19 protein-coding genes are annotated in these 16,019 nt (G+C 62.3%); 14 read left to right on the top strand and 5 right to left on the bottom strand.

Annotation, left to right across the window (positions count from 1 at the left end):
- Positions 1-21 precede the first annotated feature (21 nt).
- The 3 genes from G7016_RS15165 to G7016_RS15155 all read left to right on the top strand — a co-directional run bounded on the left by G7016_RS15165 (position 22) and on the right by G7016_RS15155 (position 1,638).
- The gene (locus G7016_RS15165; RefSeq protein ID WP_181115707.1) at positions 22-363 is read left to right on the top strand and encodes a PA4575 family protein; all 342 of its coding nucleotides are present in this window, start codon (positions 22-24) and stop codon (positions 361-363) included.
- 108 nt (positions 364-471) lie between these two features.
- Complete coding sequence (locus G7016_RS15160; protein WP_181115705.1) at positions 472-960, top strand: TIGR00645 family protein; 489 nt, start codon at positions 472-474, stop codon at positions 958-960.
- 60 nt (positions 961-1,020) lie between these two features.
- On the top strand, positions 1,021-1,638 hold the full coding sequence (locus G7016_RS15155; RefSeq protein ID WP_181115703.1) for an FKBP-type peptidyl-prolyl cis-trans isomerase: 618 nt from the start codon (positions 1,021-1,023) through the stop codon (positions 1,636-1,638).
- A 108-nt stretch (positions 1,639-1,746) separates the two neighbouring features.
- Here G7016_RS15155 and G7016_RS15150 read toward each other — a convergent pair whose 3' ends face one another.
- The 3 genes from G7016_RS15150 to G7016_RS15140 form a co-directional block, all read right to left on the bottom strand.
- Entirely contained in the window at positions 1,747-1,989 is a 243-nt protein-coding gene (locus tag G7016_RS15150; protein ID WP_181115702.1) for a PA4570 family protein, read from the bottom strand.
- 78 nt (positions 1,990-2,067) lie between these two features.
- Positions 2,068-2,406: a zinc ribbon domain-containing protein YjdM gene (locus G7016_RS15145; RefSeq protein ID WP_181115701.1), complete on the bottom strand. Its 339-nt coding sequence runs from the start codon at positions 2,404-2,406 to the stop codon at positions 2,068-2,070.
- Positions 2,407-2,492: 86 nt separating this feature from the next.
- The gene (locus tag G7016_RS15140) at positions 2,493-3,461 is read right to left on the bottom strand and encodes a polyprenyl synthetase family protein (RefSeq protein ID WP_181115699.1); all 969 of its coding nucleotides are present in this window, start codon (positions 3,459-3,461) and stop codon (positions 2,493-2,495) included.
- Positions 3,462-3,758: 297 nt separating this feature from the next.
- Here G7016_RS15140 and rplU point away from each other — a divergent pair, with 297 nt between their 5' ends.
- The 5 genes from rplU (at position 3,759) to G7016_RS15115 (ending at position 7,501) form a co-directional block, all read left to right on the top strand.
- On the top strand, positions 3,759-4,070 hold the full coding sequence (gene rplU / locus G7016_RS15135) for a 50S ribosomal protein L21 (protein WP_181115697.1): 312 nt from the start codon (positions 3,759-3,761) through the stop codon (positions 4,068-4,070).
- A 38-nt stretch (positions 4,071-4,108) separates the two neighbouring features.
- On the top strand, positions 4,109-4,366 hold the full coding sequence (gene rpmA, locus G7016_RS15130) for a 50S ribosomal protein L27 (RefSeq protein ID WP_040261664.1): 258 nt from the start codon (positions 4,109-4,111) through the stop codon (positions 4,364-4,366).
- Positions 4,367-4,555: 189 nt separating this feature from the next.
- Positions 4,556-5,776, top strand: a complete 1,221-nt coding sequence (gene cgtA / locus G7016_RS15125) for an Obg family GTPase CgtA (protein WP_181115695.1) — start codon at positions 4,556-4,558, stop codon at positions 5,774-5,776.
- Positions 5,777-5,903: 127 nt separating this feature from the next.
- Positions 5,904-7,022: a glutamate 5-kinase gene (gene proB, locus G7016_RS15120; RefSeq protein WP_181115685.1), complete on the top strand. Its 1,119-nt coding sequence runs from the start codon at positions 5,904-5,906 to the stop codon at positions 7,020-7,022.
- Positions 7,023-7,030: 8 nt separating this feature from the next.
- Entirely contained in the window at positions 7,031-7,501 is a 471-nt protein-coding gene (locus G7016_RS15115) for a CreA family protein (RefSeq protein WP_181115683.1), read from the top strand.
- Between the two features lie 73 nt (positions 7,502-7,574).
- Here G7016_RS15115 and rpsT read toward each other — a convergent pair whose 3' ends face one another.
- Positions 7,575-7,853, bottom strand: a complete 279-nt coding sequence (rpsT, locus tag G7016_RS15110; protein WP_181115681.1) for a 30S ribosomal protein S20 — start codon at positions 7,851-7,853, stop codon at positions 7,575-7,577.
- A gap of 195 nt (positions 7,854-8,048) precedes the next feature.
- Here rpsT and murJ point away from each other — a divergent pair, with 195 nt between their 5' ends.
- From murJ to ispH, 6 genes are all read left to right on the top strand, one after another.
- Positions 8,049-9,587 carry a murein biosynthesis integral membrane protein MurJ gene (murJ, locus tag G7016_RS15105; RefSeq protein WP_181115679.1) on the top strand — a complete coding sequence of 513 codons (1,539 nt, stop codon included), beginning with the start codon at positions 8,049-8,051 and terminating at the stop codon, positions 9,585-9,587.
- 121 nt (positions 9,588-9,708) lie between these two features.
- Complete coding sequence (ribF, locus tag G7016_RS15100; RefSeq protein WP_181115771.1) at positions 9,709-10,635, top strand: bifunctional riboflavin kinase/FAD synthetase; 927 nt, start codon at positions 9,709-9,711, stop codon at positions 10,633-10,635.
- Between the two features lie 21 nt (positions 10,636-10,656).
- Positions 10,657-13,488, top strand: coding sequence for an isoleucine--tRNA ligase (ileS, locus tag G7016_RS15095; RefSeq protein ID WP_181115677.1), 2,832 nt, complete (start codon positions 10,657-10,659; stop codon positions 13,486-13,488).
- Positions 13,481-13,993: a signal peptidase II gene (lspA, locus tag G7016_RS15090; RefSeq protein WP_181115676.1), complete on the top strand. Its 513-nt coding sequence runs from the start codon at positions 13,481-13,483 to the stop codon at positions 13,991-13,993. The genes ileS and lspA overlap by 8 nt, the downstream gene beginning before the upstream one ends.
- Positions 13,986-14,423 carry an FKBP-type peptidyl-prolyl cis-trans isomerase gene (fkpB, locus tag G7016_RS15085; RefSeq protein WP_181115674.1) on the top strand — a complete coding sequence of 146 codons (438 nt, stop codon included), beginning with the start codon at positions 13,986-13,988 and terminating at the stop codon, positions 14,421-14,423. Before lspA ends, fkpB begins: the two co-directional genes overlap by 8 nt.
- A 35-nt stretch (positions 14,424-14,458) precedes the next feature.
- Complete coding sequence (ispH, locus tag G7016_RS15080; protein WP_181115672.1) at positions 14,459-15,406, top strand: 4-hydroxy-3-methylbut-2-enyl diphosphate reductase; 948 nt, start codon at positions 14,459-14,461, stop codon at positions 15,404-15,406.
- Here ispH and G7016_RS15075 read toward each other — a convergent pair.
- On the bottom strand, positions 15,390-15,944 hold the full coding sequence (locus tag G7016_RS15075; RefSeq protein WP_181115670.1) for a GspH/FimT family pseudopilin: 555 nt from the start codon (positions 15,942-15,944) through the stop codon (positions 15,390-15,392). The two genes, ispH and G7016_RS15075, sit on opposite strands and share 17 nt — an antisense overlap.
- Positions 15,945-16,019 lie beyond the last annotated feature (75 nt).

Here is a 16,019-nt window from a genome sequence, read left to right as displayed (position 1 = left end):
ACCCAGCGGAGGGACCGCAGCATGGATCACTCGCTTAGCCTCACTCGCCAATGCCTCGGGCTTGAAACCCGCATCGAGTGCATCATCCGCCCTGTGGCTGGGAATGTGGGCCACTGGACGCTATTGTTCGCGGCCGGAATGGCGGGCGAGCAGCCCACGGCAATCAAGGCACAGGGCCCGTTCCATGGGGCCAAGGCCGCGGAATCGGTACTGGATGCCATCGTCGATAGCCTGACCCTCCACGGCTACCAGCTACGGCACGACCCGCAAATCTGGGACATTCACTTGCACGGCCAATTGCGCAAGATCAACGCCGAGCGCGGTCGTCACCTGGGCGATCACCTGGCCCGGCCGGACGCCTGAGCTCATCTGATAGCGAGCGTGCAATCTCTTGGGGCATTCGACCGCATCCCGCGGCCCGGCGGACATTGGTATACTCACGGCCGATTTTTAAGCTACCTGTGAGTTGCAATGGAACGTCTGATCGAAAGAACCATGTACGCCTCGCGCTGGCTGCTGGCACCGATTTACTTTGGCTTGTCGTTGGGTTTGCTGGCCCTGGCGTTGAAGTTTTTCGAAGAAATCTTCCATATCCTGCCCAATGTGTTCGCCCTCGCGGAGTCTGAGCTGATCCTGGTCCTGTTGTCGCTGATCGACATGGCCCTTGTAGGCGGGCTGCTGGTGATGGTGATGATCTCGGGCTACGAAAATTTCGTGTCGCAGCTGGACATCGACGAAGGTTCGGAAAAGCTCAGCTGGCTTGGGAAAATGGACTCCTCGTCGCTCAAGATGAAAGTCGCGGCTTCCATCGTCGCCATCTCCTCTATCCATTTGCTGCGCGTGTTCATGGACGCCCAGAACATCGGTGCCGACCACTTGATGTGGTATGTGATCATTCACATGACCTTCGTGATTTCGGCGTTCGCCATGGGCTACCTGGATAAGCTCACCAAGCATTGATGTGCTAGGCTGCTCCCCTTTTTGGCTGGCCGGCTTGCCGGCCTTCAACGGAGCAGTGCAATGCCTGAATTGAACTTCACTACTGACGAAACCCGCGTCAGCTATGGCATCGGCCGCCAGCTTGGCGACCAGATCCGCAGCAACCCACCACCCGGCGTAAGCCTGGACGCGCTGATCGCTGGCCTCACGGATGCTTTCCAGGGCGAGCCTAGCCGTGTGGCACCGGAAGAGCTGAACAACGCCTTCCGCGCCATTCGCGAAATCATGCAGGAGCAGGAGCGCGTGAAGGCCGAAGCCGCCGCGGGCGAAGGCCTGGCGTACCTGGCCGAGAACGGCAAGCGCGAAGGCGTTACTACGCTGGCGTCCGGCCTGCAGTTCGAAGTGCTGACCGCTGGCGAGGGCGCCAAGCCTACCCGTGAGAGCACCGTGCGCACTCACTACCACGGCACCTTGATCGACGGCACTGTGTTCGACAGCTCCTACGATCGCGGCCAGCCGGCTGAATTCCCCGTTGGCGGCGTGATCGCTGGCTGGACCGAAGCGTTGCAACTGATGAACACCGGCAGCAAATGGCGCCTGTACGTGCCAAGCGAGCTGGCTTACGGCGCGCAAGGCGTGGGGTCGATCCCACCGCACAGCGTGCTGGTATTCGATGTAGAGCTGCTCGAGATTTTGTAAGTTCGCGGGCGGATCTGGTCGCGGGCGAGCCCGGCTGCTACGGGGGCGCCCTGTCGCGGGCAAGGCGACCCGGTAAACACCGGGTTCAGGCTTGCCCCGATCAAGGCCTCAATGCAACTCACCCGCCGGGCGCAGTGCCCGGGCGTAGCAGAACAGGAACAGATTGCGCACCAGCTCCTTCTGTACATGCGGTTCGGTAGAGTTCAGCCCCTCGTAATCCAGCTCACCCTGCTCTCGCAGCTCGTCCAGGGCGTCTTCGTGCAGCACCGCGCACACCTCGCCGGTTTCCCGATGAAGAATGCGCAGGTAGGGATGAGTACGGTCGAGCCAGGCGTCGATGAGGTAGGTCACGATCATTCTCCTTGATGGGGTTCATTGAGAATAATTCGTATTTGCAGTTTTGCAAAGGCCGATCTCGCCCGGCTGTCGTTACGCCTTGCGAACGAACTCGGACTTGAGCTTCATCGCGCCGATACCGTCGATCTTGCAATCGATGTCGTGGTCGCCATCGCACAGGCGGATGTTCCGCACCTTGGTCCCCACCTTCACCACCAGCGAAGTGCCCTTGACCTTCAGGTCCTTGATCACGGTTACGCTGTCGCCATCCTGGAGCAGGTTGCCAACCGAATCTTTCACCACGCGTGCGTCATCGTCGCTGCTGGCGGCTTCGCCCGCTGTCCATTCGTGTGCGCATTCCGGGCAGATCAGCTGTGCGCCGTCTTCGTAGACGAACTCGGAGCCGCATTGAGGGCAGGGTGGCAAAGACATGTGGGTTCCTCGGGGTAATGGCGCACATGGCCGTTACCTCGCCAGCCTGTCGGGCAGGCAGGTAACTGCCACTGCGGGGGAAGGTATCAGTAGGTGCGAGCGACGGCGAATTCGCTCAGCTCCACCAGCGCGTCACGGTACTCGCTGGCGGGAAGAGCGTCCAGGCACGCGATGGCGCGGTTGGCGTAACCTTGTGCCATCTGGGCCGTATAGGCGAGGGCGCCGGACGCCTCGACGGCTTCGCGAATGCGTTCGAGGTCTTCGATACCGCCTTTCTGGATCGCCTGCCGGACCAGGGCCGCCTGCTCGGCGGTGCCTTCGCGCATGGTGTAGATGAGGGGCAGGGTAGGCTTGCCTTCGGCGAGGTCGTCGCCCACGTTCTTGCCGAGCGTGTCAGCGTCGCCCTTGTAGTCGAGCAGGTCGTCCACCAGTTGGAACGCCACCCCAAGGTGGTCGCCGAACTGGCGCAATGCTTCTCGGGCCTGGTCGCTGGCGCCGGCCAGGGCAGCCGCGCTGTGGGTAGCGGCTTCGAACAGCATCGCGGTTTTGCCGCGAATGACCTCCATGTAGGTTTCTTCGGTGGTGCTGGCGTCCCGCACCTTGGACAGCTGCAGCACCTCGCCCTCGGCGATGATGCGCGTGGCCTGGGAGAGGATCTGCATGACCGGCATGGAGCCCAGCTCGACCATCATTTCGAAGGAACGGGAATAAAGGAAGTCGCCCACCAGCACGCTAGGCGCGTTGCCCCACATGGCGTTCGCCGTGGAACGGCCGCGGCGCATGCCGGACATGTCCACTACGTCGTCGTGAAGCAGGGTGGCGGTATGCAGGAACTCGATGGTTGCGGCCAATAGCCGCAGGTTGCCGCCCTCGTAGCCCAGGGCTTTGCCGCCCAGAAGCACCAGCAGCGGCCGGAGGCGCTTGCCGCCAGCGGAGATGATATAGTCGCCGATCTTCGATACCAGCGGCACCCGCGAGGTCAGCTGCTGCTTGATGATCTCGTCGACGGCGGTGAAATCTTCCGCCACCACACGATAAAAGGCTTGGGGTTGCATCAGCGACTAACGCTCCATAAAGGTTGCGCGGCATGCTAGGTGTCAGGTCCCGACCTGTCAAGGCGGCGCCCCCGCGCCACGGGGCCTGAGAGCGCAGGGCAGGGTGCTTCGCTCGTCCAGCGGCCCTTGCGCGGCTACCTTGCGTTGCGTACAATCGCGCACCCTGAACTTCCTGGGCATCACCTGCCTTACGCAATTGCAGTTGGGTCCCCCTGGGGTTTCCCGCCCGCTGCAGCCATGCCAGCCGAGACCTCTTCCTATAAAGCGCTGGGTGAGCAGGATTAACGGAGAAATATCATGTACGCAGTAATCGTTACCGGTGGCAAGCAATACAAGGTCGCCGAAGGTGAATACCTGAAGATCGAAAAACTGGAAGTCGCCACTGGCGAATCCGTTACCTTCGATCGCGTTCTGTTGGTTGCCAATGGCGACGACGTGAGCATCGGCGCACCTGTCGTTGAAGGCGCCAAAGTGGTTGCAGAAGTAATCGCCCAAGGCCGTCACGACAAGATCCGGATCATCAAATTCCGTCGTCGTAAGCACCACATGAAGCGTATGGGCCACCGCCAGTGGTTCACCGAGATCAAAATCACCGGTATCCAGGCCTGATTTTTCCAGCCTGATCCGCACATTGGAGTATTGAACTCATGGCACACAAAAAAGCTGGTGGTAGTACCCGCAACGGTCGCGATTCCGAAAGTAAACGCCTTGGCGTGAAAATGTTCGGCGGCCAGGTCATCAAGGCCGGCAACATCATCGTGCGTCAGCGCGGCACCCAGTTCCACGCCGGCTACGGCGTTGGCATCGGCAAGGACCACACCCTCTTCGCTAAAGTCGAAGGCGTTGTGAAGTTCGAAGTCAAAGGTGCGTTCGGCCGTCGTTACGTAAGCGTCGTCGCAGCCTGATCGCGACCCCGCTGAAAAGCCCTGTCTCGCGACGGGGCTTTTTTGTTTGTAGTGAGTCTCTTGCAAAGCTGTCTGCTTGAGCTCCAGCGCTGTTCTACTCGGTCGTTGATTGGGGCGCTGCGCTCATTTTTGCAAGAGCCTTATGTTTTCTGGCTTATAGGCTCGCCCTGGTGGCGAGAGGCATGATTTATGAAGTTTGTAGATGAAGTATCCATCCGCGTGAAGGCGGGTGACGGTGGTAACGGTTGCATGAGCTTCCGTCGTGAAAAGTTCATCGAGAACGGCGGCCCGAACGGCGGCGACGGTGGCGATGGCGGCTCGGTGTTCCTGGTGGCCGACGAGAACCTCAACACGCTGGTGGACTACCGCTACACCCGCCATTTCGACGCGCAGCGCGGCGAGAATGGCGGCAGCACCGATTGCACCGGCGCCAAGGGTGAGGAGTTGGTATTGCGCGTGCCCGTAGGCACCACGGTGATCGACGCCAGTACCCAGGAAGTGATCGGCGACCTGGTAAAGCCAGGGCAGCGCCTGATGGTCGCCCAGGGTGGCTGGCACGGCCTCGGCAACACCCGCTTCAAGTCCAGTACCAACCGCGCGCCGCGCCAGACCACGCCAGGCAAGCCTGGGGAGCAGCGTGACCTCAAGCTGGAAATGAAAGTGCTGGCAGACGTAGGCCTGCTGGGTTTGCCGAACGCTGGCAAAAGCACGTTCATTCGCTCCGTTTCGGCCGCCAAGCCGAAGGTGGCCGACTACCCGTTCACTACCCTGGTGCCAAACCTGGGCGTGGTCAGCGTAGACCGTTGGAAGAGCTTCGTGATCGCCGACATCCCCGGCCTCATCGAGGGTGCTTCGGATGGCGCTGGGCTGGGGATTCGCTTCCTCAAGCACTTGGCGCGCACGCGCCTGCTGTTGCATCTCGTGGACATGGCGCCGTTCGATGGCAGCAGTGCCGCCGATGCTGCCGAAGTGATCGTGAACGAGCTGGTGAAATTCAGCCCCTCCCTGGCTGAGCGCGATCGTTGGCTGGTGCTGAACAAATGCGACCAGTTGCTCGAGGAAGAGCACGAAGCCGCCGTGAAGGAAGTGGTCGACCGCCTGCAGTGGGAAGGCCCGGTGTACGTGATCTCCGCGCTGGCAAAGGAAGGCACCGAGCGCCTCAGCCGCGACATCATGCGCTACCTGGAGCTGCGCGCCGAGCGTATCGCCCAGGAAGAAGGCTTTGCCGAAGAAGTGGCCGAGCTGGATCAGCGCATCGAAGACGAAGCCCGGGCACAGCTGCAAGCCCTGGACGATGCCCGTGCCCTTCGCCGTACCGGCGTGAAGAGCGTGCACGACATCGGCGACGATGATGACTGGGACGACGAAGACGACGAGGACGGTCCGGAAATCATTTACGTGCGCGACTGATTGGTTGCAGTACACTACAGCGCCCCGGTTCCGGGCGGGCAGGCAGGCTGAATGGCCCTGGCTCCCGATCGGGCCGGGGCGTTGTCGTTTGTGATTTTTCTGGGTTGGGCAGGCAAGGACAGGAAAGATGCGAAGCAAGGTAACGGGTGCGCAGCGCTGGGTGGTAAAGATCGGCAGCGCGTTACTGACCGCGGATGGCAAAGGCCTCGACCGCACGGCCATGGCGGTGTGGGTGGAACAAATGGTCGCCTTGCACGAAGCGGGTGTGGAGCTGGTGCTGGTGTCTTCCGGCGCGGTTGCCGCAGGGATGAGCCGCCTGGGCTGGGCGCAGCGCCCCACCGCAATGCATGAGTTGCAGGCTGCGGCCGCGATCGGCCAGATGGGGCTGGTGCAGGCGTGGGAGTCCAGCTTCGCGCAGCACGAACGCCGCACGGCGCAGATCCTGCTCACCCATGACGACCTCTCGGACCGCAAGCGTTACCTCAACGCTCGCAGCACGCTTCGTGCGTTGGTCGAGTTGGGCGTGATCCCGGTGATCAACGAGAACGACACCGTGGTCACCGACGAAATTCGCTTCGGTGACAACGACACACTGGCGGCACTGGTGGCGAACCTGGTCGAAGCTGACCTGCTGGTGATCCTCACCGATCGCGACGGCATGTTCGACGCCGACCCCCGCAATAATCCCGATGCCAAGCTTATCTACGAAGCCCGCGCCGATGACCCAAGCCTGGACGCCGTAGCCGGTGGTACGGGTGGAGCGCTGGGGCGCGGAGGTATGCAAACCAAGCTGCGTGCAGCCCGCCTCGCCGCCCGTTCCGGCGCTCATACACTGATCGTGGGGGGGCGCATTGAGCGTGTGCTGGATCGGCTCAAGGCCGGTGAGCGCCTTGGCACGCTGCTGTCGCCGGAGCGCGGCATGTTGGCGGCACGCAAGCAGTGGCTTGCCGGGCACTTGCAGACTCGCGGCACGCTCCAGTTGGACGAAGGCGCTGTGCAGGCGCTGCGCGCGGCCAGCAAGAGCCTGCTGCCGGTGGGTGTGAAAGCGGTGCAGGGTGGGTTCCGTCGGGGTGAAATGGTGGTGTGCCTGGCACCCGATGGTTCGGAAGTGGCGCGGGGCCTTACCAATTACAGCGCTGCGGAGGCCCAGAAGATCATCGGCCAACCGTCGGACGCGATTCATGGGGTGCTGGGCTATATGGCCGAGCCCGAACTGATCCACCGCGATAACCTGATCCTGGTATGAGGGCACACATGAGCGTACTGCGAACCGCGCTGCTGGGGCTGGCTTTTCTGCCCCTGCTGGCTACGGCCGACACCATTGGTGAAGTGTCCACGGTATTCAAGTTTCTTGGGCCCAACGATCGGATCGTGGTCGAGGCATTCGACGACCCCAAGGTCGAGGGCGTGACGTGCTACCTCTCGCGCGCCAAGACGGGCGGCGTGAAGGGTGGCCTGGGGCTCGCTGAAGATCGCGCCGAGGCGTCCATCGCGTGCCGTCAGGTGGGGCCCATCCGCTTTGCGCAGCCTTTGAAGGATGGCGAAGAGGTATTCAAGGAAAGAACCTCCCTGGTGTTCAAGACCATGCAGGTAGTGCGCTTCTTCGATGAGAAGCGCAACACCTTGGTGTACCTGGTGTACAGCGATCGCATAATCGAAGGCAGCCCGCAGAACGCGGTAACGGCCATCCCGATCCTTCCATGGCCCGTGGGCAGCGGGCGCTAGCTCGCAAATTCGGGGTAAAACCCGGACAACAAAAAACCGGCCACATGGGCCGGTTTTTCTTGAAGCGCGTCGCTTAGGCAGCGGCAGCGGTCTTCAGGGCCTTGATGTGGCCATTCAGACGGCTCTTGTGGCGAGCGGCCTTGTTCTTGTGGATGATGCCCTTGTCGGCCATACGGTCGATTACAGGCACAGCCAGGGTGTAGGCAGCTTGCGCTTTCTCGGCGTCTTTGGTGTCGATCGCTTTGACTACGTTCTTGATGTAGGTACGAACCATCGAACGCAGGCTGGCGTTGTGGCTGCGACGCTTCTCAGCCTGTTTTGCACGTTTTTTGGCGGAAGGTGAGTTGGCCACCGTCGAGCTCCTCGAAAGACTTGGGTAATAGCAAACAAATAAGGCCGCGAATCATGCCGATGCGCGGGTTCAATGTCAAGGGAAAGTGCCTTGCATTGCATGCCTTTTCAGGACGAACGGCAGTGTACAGAAAACCTTCCCTTCCGCCACGTGGGCTGTACACTTTCGGCTTTTTGGCTTGGCGGCATCTCCACCATGAACCTGCTCAAATCCCTCGCTGCGGTCAGTTCGATCACCATGATTTCGCGCGTGCTGGGTTTTGTACGCGATACGCTCGTGGCGCGGATTTTCGGTGCCGGCATGGCCACGGACGCGTTTTTCATCGCATTCAAGCTGCCCAACCTGCTGCGCCGCATCTTCGCCGAGGGGGCGTTCTCCCAGGCGTTCGTGCCTATTCTCGCCGAATACCGCCAGCAGCAAGGCGATGAGGCCGCACGTACCTTCACCGCCTATGTGGCGGGTTTGCTCACGCTTGCGCTGGCGGTGGTCACGGCGCTGGGCATGCTGGTGGCCCCTTGGGTGATCTGGGCCACCGCGCCGGGCTTTGCCGACACCCCTGAAAAGTTCGAGCTCACCAGTTCGCTGTTGCGGGTTACCTTCCCCTATATATTGCTGATCTCGCTGTCGTCCCTGGCGGGTGCGATCCTCAATACCTGGAACCGTTTCTCCGTCCCGGCGTTCACGCCTACGTTGCTCAACGTTGCGATGATCGGCTTCGCGCTCTTTCTCACGCCGTTCTTTCATCCCCCGGTGATGGCACTGGCGTGGTCTGTGTTGGCGGGTGGGCTGGCGCAATTACTCTATCAACTGCCGCACTTGAAAAAGATCGGCATGCTGGTCCTGCCACGGCTGAGCCTGCGCCACAGTGGCGCCCTGCGTGTGCTCAAGCAGATGGGCCCGGCGATCCTTGGTGTGTCGGTGAGCCAGATCTCCCTCATCATCAACACCATTTTCGCGTCCTTCCTCGTGGCCGGTTCGGTTTCCTGGATGTACTACGCCGATCGCCTGATGGAGCTGCCCTCCGGCGTACTCGGGGTGGCGCTGGGGACCATCCTGCTACCTACGCTGGCCCGCACATACGCCAACAAGGATCGCCATGAATACTCGCGCATCCTCGATTGGGGCCTGCGCCTGTGCTTCCTGCTGGTGCTGCCATGTGCGGTGGCGCTGGGCTTGCTGGCCGAGCCGCTGACTGTCGCGCTGTTCCAGTACGGTCAATTCGATGCCTTCGACGCCGCGATGACCCAGCGAGCTCTGGTCGCTTATGCCGTGGGCTTGCTCGGTATCATTCTGATCAAGGTGCTGGCGCCCGGCTTCTACGCCCAGCAGAACCTGCGCACGCCGGTGAAAATCGCTATCGCCACCTTGCTGGCGACCCAGCTGTTCAACCTGGCGTTGATTGGCCCGCTCAAGCACGCCGGCCTGGCGCTGGCGATCAGCGGCGGTGCCACCCTCAATGCTGCGCTGCTGTACTGGCAACTGCGGCGCCAGCAAATGTTCCAGCCCCAACCCGGTTGGCTGGGCTTCTTCGCCCGCCTGGGGCTGGCAGTGATTGCCATGAGCGGCGTATTGCTGGGCCTGATGGCCGTCATGCCGCCGTGGGCGGAGGGTGACATGCTGGCGCGGTTCCTGCGGCTGGGTGCGCTGGTGGTCGCTGGCGCAGCGACCTATTTCCTGGTGCTACTGGCAACCGGCATGCGCCTTCATCAGTTCGCCCGTCGGGGCCTGCATTGAAATTTCTGCCGGTTGGCCGAATATCGGTTTCATCCACCTGTGGCCCACTGCCTGCGCTGTTGCCTGTCGTCGGCGCCCGGGTGTGGTTATAATCGACGACTTTATGAGCAAGAAGCGCGCTATGCAGCTGGTTCGAGGCCTTCACAACCTGCGCCCCCGTCACCGGGGCTGCGTTGCCACCATTGGCAATTTCGACGGAGTGCATCGGGGGCATCAAGCCATCCTCAAGCGCTTGCGCGAGCGTGCCCAGGAACTTGGCGTGCCCAGTTGCGTGGTGATCTTCGAGCCACAGCCGCGTGAGTATTTCACGCCAGAAACCGCCCCGGCCCGGCTGACGCGGCTGCGCGACAAGCTCGAGCTGCTCGCGGCCGAAGGCATCGACCGCGTGTTGTGCCTGGCCTTCAATCAGCGGCTACGCAGCCTGAGCGCCAGCGAGTTCGTTGAAACCATCCTGATCGACGGGCTGGGTGTGAAACACCTCGAAGTGGGGGATGATTTCCGGTTTGGCTGTGATCGCCTGGGGGATTTCGACTTTCTGGTCGAAGCTGGGCGCCGCCATGGTTTCACCCTGGAGGCGGCAAATACCGTAGAAGAAGAGGGCGCTCGCGTGAGCAGCACCCAGGTGCGCCAGGCGCTGGCTTCGGGGGATTTTGCCCAGGCCGAACGCCTGCTCGGCCGCCCTTATCGCATCAGTGGCCGCGTGTTGCATGGCCAGAAGCTGGCGCGGCAGCTGGGCTGGCCCACCGCCAACGTTCAGCTGAAGCGCCGCCGCGTACCCTTCACTGGCGTTTACCTCGTGAGCACCACGGTAAACGGCCAAACCTGGCCCGGCGTTGCCAATATAGGGGTTCGCCCCACCGTTGCCGGCGATGGCCGGCCACACCTCGAAATACACCTGCTGGACTTCGCTGGCGATCTGTATGGCCGGCATTTGTCGGTGGAATTCCACCAGAAGCTGCGTGATGAGCAGCGTTTCGCCTCACTGGAGGCGTTGAAGTCGGCGATCGACGCGGACGTCGCCGCCGCCCGTGCCCATTGGCAGGGCTAACCGCCTAATGAAGAGCCTGAAATGACCGATTACAAAGCCACGCTAAACCTTCCGGACACCGCCTTCCCGATGAAGGCCGGCCTGCCCCAGCGCGAGCCGCAGATACTGCAGCGCTGGGACAGCATTGGCCTGTACCAGAAGCTGCGCGAAATTGGCAAGGATCGGCCCAAGTTCGTGCTGCACGATGGCCCGCCCTACGCCAACGGCAGCATTCATATCGGTCACGCGGTCAACAAGATCCTCAAGGACATGATCATCCGCTCGCGTACGCTGGCGGGCTTCGATGCGCCTTACGTACCGGGCTGGGATTGCCACGGCCTGCCGATCGAGCACAAGGTGGAAGTCACCCACGGCAAGGGCCTGCCTGCGGATAAAACGCGCGAGCTGTGCCGGGCTTACGCCGCCGAGCAGATCGAAGAGCAAAAGGCAGGCTTCATCCGCCTGGGCGTGCTGGGCGACTGGGGCAACCCCTACAAAACCATGAGCTTCGTCAACGAGGCCGGGGAAATCCGCGCCTTGGCCGAAATGGTTCGGGGCGGTTTCGTGTTCAAGGGCCTCAAGCCTGTGAACTGGTGCTTCGACTGTGGCTCGGCGCTGGCTGAAGCCGAAGTGGAGTACGCCGACAAGAAGTCCACCACCATCGACGTGGCCTTCCCGATCGCCGACCAGGCCTCCCTGGCCGATGCCTTTGGCCTGCCGGGCCTGGAAAAGCCCGCCGCCATCGTGATCTGGACCACCACCCCGTGGACCATCCCGGCGAACCAGGCACTTAACGTGCACCCCGAGTTCACCTACGCGCTCGTCGATATCGGCGACCGTTTGCTGGTGCTGGCCGAGGAGCTGGTTGAAAGCTGCCTGCAGCGCTATGGCCGCGAGGGCCACATCATTGCCCGTGCCCCGGGCGCCGCGCTGGAAAACATCAACTTCCACCACCCGTTCTACGAGCGCTTGTCGCCTGTTTACCTGGCCGAGTACGTGGAGCTGGGCGCGGGCACCGGTATCGTTCACTCTGCGCCGGCCTACGGCGAGGACGACTTCGTTACCTGCAAACGCTACGGCATGCACAACGACGACATCCTCACGCCTGTCCAGAGCAATGGTGTGTACGTGGACAGCCTGCCGTTCTTCGGCGGCCAGTTCATCTGGAAGGCCGGTGCCGCCATCGTCGAGAAGCTGGCTGAAGTCGGCGCGCTGATGCACACCGAAACCATCACCCACAGCTACATGCACTGCTGGCGCCATAAAACCCCGCTGATCTACCGCGCCACCGCGCAGTGGTTCGTGGGCATGGACAAGCAGCCGGTGACCGGCGATACCCTGCGCCAACGTGCGCTCAAGGCCATCGAAGAAACCCGCTTCGTCCCGGACTGGGGCCAGGCGCGCCTGCACTCGATGATCGCCAACCGGCCAGACTGGTGCATCTCGCGCCAGCGCAACTGGGGCGTGCCGATCCCGTTCTTCCTGCACAAGCAGAGCGGCGAACTGCACCCGCGTACCGTCGAGCTGATGGAAGAAGTGGCCCAGCGCGTGGAACAGGAAGGTATCGAAGCCTGGTTCAAGCTGGACGCCGCCGAGCTGCTGGGCGCCGAAGCTGCCGATTACGAGAAGATCAGCGACACGCTGGACGTGTGGTTCGACTCGGGCACCACCCACTGGCACGTGCTGCGCGGCTCGCACCCGATGGGCCACGAACAGGGGCCGCGCGCCGACCTGTACCTGGAAGGCAGCGACCAGCACCGAGGCTGGTTCCACTCCTCCTTGCTCACCGGCTGCGCCATCGACGATCACGCGCCCTACCGTGAACTGCTCACCCACGGCTTCACCGTGGACGAGAACGGCCGCAAAATGTCCAAATCGCTGGGCAACACGGTCGCGCCGCAAAAGGTCAGCGACACCCTCGGCGCTGACATCATGCGCCTGTGGGTTGCCTCCACGGACTATTCCGGCGAGATGGCGGTTTCCGAGCAGATCCTGCAGCGCAGCGCCGATGCCTACCGGCGTATCCGCAACACCGCGCGCTTCCTGCTTTCCAACCTCAGCGGCTTCGACCCCGCGCGGGACCTGCTGCCGCCGGATCAGATGCTGGCGCTCGACCGCTGGGCGGTGGACCGTGCCTTGCTGCTGCAGCGTGAACTGGAAGAGCACTACCAGGCGTACCGCTTCTGGAACATCTACTCCAAGGTGCACAACTTCTGCGTGCAGGAGCTGGGCGGCTTCTACCTGGACATCATCAAGGACCGCCAGTACACCACGCCGGCCGACAGCGTTGCCCGCCGTTCCTGCCAGACCGCGCTGTTCCACATCGCAGAGGCACTGGTGCGCTGGATCGCCCCGATCCTGGCCTTCACCGCCGACGAGATCTGGAGCTACCTGCCAGGCGAGCGCAACGAGTCGGTGATGCTCAACACGGCCTACACCGGCCTGAGCGAGCTGCCGGAAGGCTTCGAACTGAACCGTGCGTTCTGGGAGAGCGTGATGGCCGTGAAGGCCTCGGTGAACAAGGAACTGGAGAACCAGCGTACGGCCAAGGCCATCGGTGGCAACCTGCAAGCCGAAGTCACCTTGTATGCGGACGAGGCCGTGCAGGCCGACTTGAGCAAGCTGGGCAATGAGCTGCGCTTTGTGCTGATCACCTCCAAGGCCACCCTGGCGCCGTTCGCCGCGGCACCGGCCGATGCGGTGGTAACCGACGTGGCCGGCCTGAAGCTCAAGGTGGTCAAGTCCAGCCACGCCAAGTGCGCCCGTTGCTGGCACTTCGTCGAAGACGTGGGCGCCAACCCGGCTCATCCGGAAATCTGCGGCCGTTGCGTGACCAACATCACTACCGGTGGCGAGGAGCGTCACTATGCCTGACGTGGCGGGGCGCTTCGGGCGCCTGGCTTGGCTATGGCTGAGTGTGCTGGTGGTGGTACTGGACCAGGCCAGCAAGTGGTACTTTGAAAACACGCTGGAGCTGTATCAGCAGATCGTGGTGATCCCCAGCTACTTCAGCTGGACGCTGGCCTACAACACCGGCGCGGCCTTCAGTTTCCTGGCCGATAGTTCCGGCTGGCAGCGCTGGCTGTTCGCGCTTATCGCCGTGGTGGTGAGCGCCGTGCTGATCATCTGGCTCAAGCGGCTGGGCCGCGCCGATACCTGGCTGGCCATCGCGCTGGCGCTGGTGCTCGGCGGCGCCATCGGCAACCTGTACGACCGTATCGTCCTCGGCCATGTGATCGACTTCGTGCTGGTGCACTGGGACCGGCAGTGGTACTTCCCGGCCTTCAACCTCGCCGACAGCGCCATTACCGTTGGCGCGATCATGCTGGCCCTGGATATGTTCAAGAGCAAGAAAAGCGGAGAAGCGGTTCATGAGTGATGTTCGGATCGGCCAGCACACCGAGGTGACGCTTCACTTCGCGTTGCACCTGGAGGACGGCAATACCGTGGACAGCACCTTCGACAAGGCGCCGGCCACCTTCAAGGTCGGTGACGGCAACCTGTTGCCCGGGTTCGAGAATGCACTGTTCGGCCTCAAGGCCGGCGACAAGCGCGACCTCACCGTGCCACCGGAGAACGCGTTCGGCCAGCCTAACCCGCAGAACTTGCAGGTGATGCCGCGCAAACAGTTCGAGGGCATGGAGCTGGCCGAAGGCCTGCTGGTGATCTTCAACGACGCCGCCAATGCCGAGTTGCCGGGCATTGTGAAAGCGTTCGATGATCAGCAGGTCACCGTTGACTTCAACCACCCATTGTCTGGCAAGACCCTGCGTTTCGAAGTCCAGATCCTCGACGTTCGGGCGCTTTGAGCCCACCCAACCGGCGCAGCGCCTCGGAGCCCAGCATGCACATCAAACTCGCCAACCCTCGCGGCTTCTGCGCGGGCGTGGACCGAGCCATCGAGATCGTCAACCGCGCCCTCGAGGTGTTCGGCCCGCCGATCTACGTGCGCCACGAAGTGGTTCACAACAAGTTCGTGGTCGAAGACCTGCGCAGCCGTGGCGCCATTTTCGTCGAAGAACTCGATCAAGTGCCGGATAACGTGATCGTGATCTTCAGCGCTCATGGCGTGTCCCAGGCCGTGCGCCAGGAAGCGGCCGGCCGCGGGCTGAAAGTGTTCGATGCCACCTGCCCGTTGGTGACCAAGGTGCACATCGAGGTCGCGCGCTACAGCCGCGATGGCCGCGAAACCATCCTGATCGGCCATGAAGGCCACCCGGAAGTCGAAGGCACCATGGGGCAGTACGACGCCAGCAATGGCGGCGCGATCTACCTCGTGGAGGACGAGGCCGACGTGGCCACGCTCGCCGTGCGCAACCCGGACAACCTCGCCTTCGTCACCCAGACCACACTGTCCATGGACGACACCAGTCGGGTGATCGATGCCCTGCGCGGGCGCTTCCCGAACATCGGCGGGCCACGCAAGGACGACATCTGTTACGCCACGCAAAACCGCCAGGACGCGGTCAAGCAGCTGGCCGACGAGTGCGACGTGGTATTGGTGGTAGGTAGCCCCAACAGCTCCAACTCCAACCGCCTGCGCGAGCTCGCCGAGCGCATGGGTACCCCGGCGTACCTCATTGACGGCGCCGAGGACATGCAGCAGGGCTGGTTCGACGGGGTAGGGCGGATCGGCATCACTGCCGGTGCTTCCGCGCCCGAAGTGCTGGTGCGCGGTGTCATCCAGCAACTTCAGGCCTGGGGCGCCACGGGTGCCGATGAATTGGCCGGGCGCGAAGAGAACATCACGTTCTCCATGCCCAAGGAACTGCGGGTCAAGACGTTGGTGTAGCGGGGCACAGCGGTGTGGGCGGCGGCGACGTGGCTACCCGCACGCGGCCGGAGCGGGCAAGCACTACACGTCGATGGCGATCACTACCTTTCGGGTCGCAAAAGTGTATCGAACCGTTAAGCGCCGCGTGGCTGCTCGACCGTGGAATCCCTAGATAGTTGAATGCGACCTGAGCTTGCATGTTCTTTGTGGCAACAGCCTGTATGCGGGCGTTGCCCCGGCGAATGACAAGGGTGGGATTGTTCGAATCGGCCGACCCTTTTCCGGTTTCATCCACGATGATTCTCCAGCCCTTCGCCCAGTCTTCCTCCATGGCCTGGACGATGACAGTTCTGTTTCGGTTGATGGCTTCCATGCGCGCGGCCCGCAGGCTACTGGACAATTCGTCAGCCAGAAGCTGCCGTTCATGCGTCGCGATAAGTACCCTGAAATTTGGCACGGCAAGCCCTGCGATGGCGACAAGCACAGCAATGGCTACCAAAAGCTCCAGCAACGAATAGCCAAGGCTGGCGGTGTCTTGAGGGTGCATGGCGATCATCCTTGAAATATTCCTCCACAGCGCTTCCTTGCGCTGATTAGTGGGAAATAACCGTATATGCTTTGCTGAGTGGTC

Origin of the sequence: Pseudomonas japonica (genome assembly GCF_013522925.1) — a bacterium.
Taxonomy (GTDB): Bacteria; Pseudomonadota; Gammaproteobacteria; order Pseudomonadales; family Pseudomonadaceae; genus Aquipseudomonas; species Aquipseudomonas japonica_A.
The sequence above is the reverse complement of the archived record's forward strand: the minus strand, read 5'-3'. Positions and strand labels throughout refer to the sequence as shown.